This is a genomic window from Pontiella sp. (assembly GCF_041622395.1).
Lineage (GTDB): Bacteria > Verrucomicrobiota > Kiritimatiellia > Kiritimatiellales > Pontiellaceae > Pontiella.
In genome coordinates, this window is the sequence record NZ_JBFJYW010000391.1 from 1 (window position 1) to 2,643 (window position 2,643).

Annotated in this window: 3 protein-coding genes and 1 pseudogene; 3 read left to right on the plus strand and 1 reads right to left on the minus strand. The window is 58.3% G+C overall.

Annotated elements, in window-relative coordinates; genetic code table 11:
- The coding region (locus ABYO54_RS15905) for a hypothetical protein (RefSeq protein ID WP_372809214.1) at positions 1 to 368 on the minus strand (368 nt) is incomplete at its 3' end.
- 134 nt (positions 369 to 502) lie between these two features.
- On the opposite strand from ABYO54_RS15905, the gene ABYO54_RS15910 reads away from it, so the two are divergent.
- The 3 genes and pseudogenes from ABYO54_RS15910 to ABYO54_RS15920 form a co-directional block, all read left to right on the plus strand.
- Positions 503 to 922, plus strand: a complete 420-nt coding sequence (locus tag ABYO54_RS15910) for a hypothetical protein (RefSeq protein WP_372809215.1) — start codon at positions 503 to 505, stop codon at positions 920 to 922.
- A gap of 142 nt (positions 923 to 1,064) precedes the next feature.
- A complete protein-coding gene (locus ABYO54_RS15915; protein WP_372809216.1) occupies positions 1,065 to 1,904 on the plus strand; it encodes a hypothetical protein in 840 nt (279 codons plus the stop codon).
- 30 nt (positions 1,905 to 1,934) lie between these two features.
- Positions 1,935 to 2,643, plus strand: a pseudogene (locus ABYO54_RS15920) (hypothetical protein); the annotation flags it as partial.

The window sequence follows — 2,643 nt, forward strand, 5'->3', positions numbered from 1 at the left end:
CCCTCCAGCGTTGGAAGAAACGGTATTCCGCCGGGTTGGAAGGTGATCTCCGGGAGGACGAACAGCGGCATGAACGTTCCGGTCATCTGCAAAAACAGCAGCGCAATGGCCAGCCGCGTGGTGCGACGGGACAGAAAGAAGACCCCGATGGCCATTTCCCACAATCCGATGACGGCCAGCCATTGTTCGGGGGAAAACAACGGCATCCAATCGACGGTCTTGAGCACCAGCGGCGCGGCGGAAGAGACCCCCAGCGGTTTGAGAATGCCGAACCAGAAAAAAACCACAAAGAGAGAAACCCGGGCGGCAGGCTCCCCGGCCGCTCTCATCCCGCGGCGGATTGTTTGATCGATCGTGTGTAGATTCACCGGACTCCTTTCAAAACTCATTTATGACGTGGGGTGTTCGTCGTTGCACAGGAAACATTACAGTTTTTTTTCGGCCGTGCGCAACGGCAGCGTTTGAACTTGCGGGTTCAGCGCCCCGCGCTACAATCCGCGGCATGTCGCTGAACGATCCAACCACGCTCCGGCTGATCACGGATACCGCCATGCTGATGCTGATCTGGCTGGTCCAGCTGGTGATCTACCCCGCCTTCCGGTCAATCGACCCGGCCCGTTTCATCGGCTGGCACGGCGGCTACATGCGGACGTTCTCCTTTATCGTGATTCCGCCCATGCTGCTGCAGGCCGGCCTCATTGCCGTTCAATGCATGCGGGCACCGACCCCGGCGCATTGGATCAGCGCGGCCGCGGTGCTCGCCGCCTGGCTCACGACCTTCACGGTATCGGTCCCCTGCCACCGCCAGCTGCAGCTGGCGGGCAACACGCCGAAGTGGACGAACCGACTGATCCGCACCAACTGGATCCGCACCGCCGCCTGGAGCCTGGCGTGGCTGGGCAACGGGTTTCCGCTCCCCTAAAACGCAAATCCGCCCTGCAAACAAAAGTTAGGCATTGTCTGCCGTGACTTTCCCCTTGGACTCCTGCTATGTTCCCGGTTCGCGTTATGCATTCGAACCCTCGCATGACGGATGAACAAACCTAATTGAAAGGACAGCATAGATGCTTTCACTTCTTATTTCTGCAGTGGTATCAATCGTATTGGCCATCGCCCTGCCAGCGGCAGGGGTGAACCGAGGCACCACCATATTTTTCAGCATCGTCGGATTCCTTGCGGCGTTTTATCTGGTGGGCTTCTTCGTTCGCAAACAAATCACCAAGGTGCAGAAGGAGTTGCAGGAAAACATGTTGGCCGGCCAACAGCGGATGAACCGGAAAATCCAGCAATTCCAGCGCAAACCCGGCGGCAACATCAAGCTGATCCAGCGGCAGATCGAGACCGACCAAAAGCAACTCTACCAGGAAGCGCTCGATTTCACCGAACGCTTGGTACCGTTCAAAAAGTGGTCGTTGCTGATGGGCCGGCAGATTGCGTCGCTGCGCATGCAGTTTCTCTATCAACTCAAGGAGTTCGAGCAGGTGGATGCGCTCCTCGCAACAGGCGGCTTCCTCAAGGGCCCGATGATGATGGAGCCGATGCTGGTGGCCATGAAGATGGCGCGCCAGTATAAAAACAAGGATGTGGCCGGCGCGCAAAAGACCTTCAACCGCCGGATCAAATGGTTCCGGGGCGATCGCGGAACCCTGCTCTACGGCCTGATGAGCTGGATCCTCGTAAAGGAAGGCGAAACGGATAAAGCACGCGAGCTCTTGATGAAAGCGAAGGAAGCGACCGGGAACGAAACCTTTACGTTCAACTGGGAACGGCTCTCCAACGACAAGGTAAAGAGCTTCTCCAACGCCGGGTTGGGCGAAGAGTGGTATGGCCTCTATCTGGAAAATCCCCCGGCCCCAAAACAGCAGATGGTGCGGCAGAACGCACAAAAGGGCCGGCGCTTCTAGGCCATGCCCACCAACCCAGGCAGGCTTTGGATGAACGGCACAAAAACAGGAAAATTCAGCCGCCGCCTTTTTGTCGGGGCATGCGGTTGCGCAACGATGGCCTTCGGCGGCACGCCGACCTATTGCGAGGTCTGCGGCGAACGCCTGCCGAAAAACTACTGGACGTTTGGCGGCACGGTCTGTTGCTCGCAGATTTGCGTCGATAAGCTCCGTCCGGTTTGCTGCGTGTGCAACAAAACCATCTTTGGGGCCCATTTTACGAGCGAAGGGCAAATCTACTGCTCGCAGGCGTGCCTCGACACCACCTTGCCCAAATGCGAAATCTGCTTCGCGCCCATCCACAACGGGTACGAGGTTGCGCACCACCGCTACTGCGCCGATTGCGTCAAAAACTGCCCAACCTGCTTTTCATGCGGGCTGCCCGCCGCGCATTCCTCCCAACTCGCGGATGGACGCGAAATCTGCGCCACCTGCATGCGCTGGTCGGTGCGAACGCAGGAGCACGCGCAAAAAAACTACGACATCGCTTTGCGCCACCTCCAGGCCTGGACCAAGCTTAAACTCGCTTCCGTGCCGACGCTCGAGCTGGTCAATCTCGGCGGAATGCGGGCGCGCTCGAAAGACCTGCGCAAAACCGACACCCCGGTATCGATCCGCGGATTATATAGCCGGCAGGTCATCCAGACCACCCACACCAACTGGTTCGGACAAACCAAGCGAACGGACACCGAGGAAAACG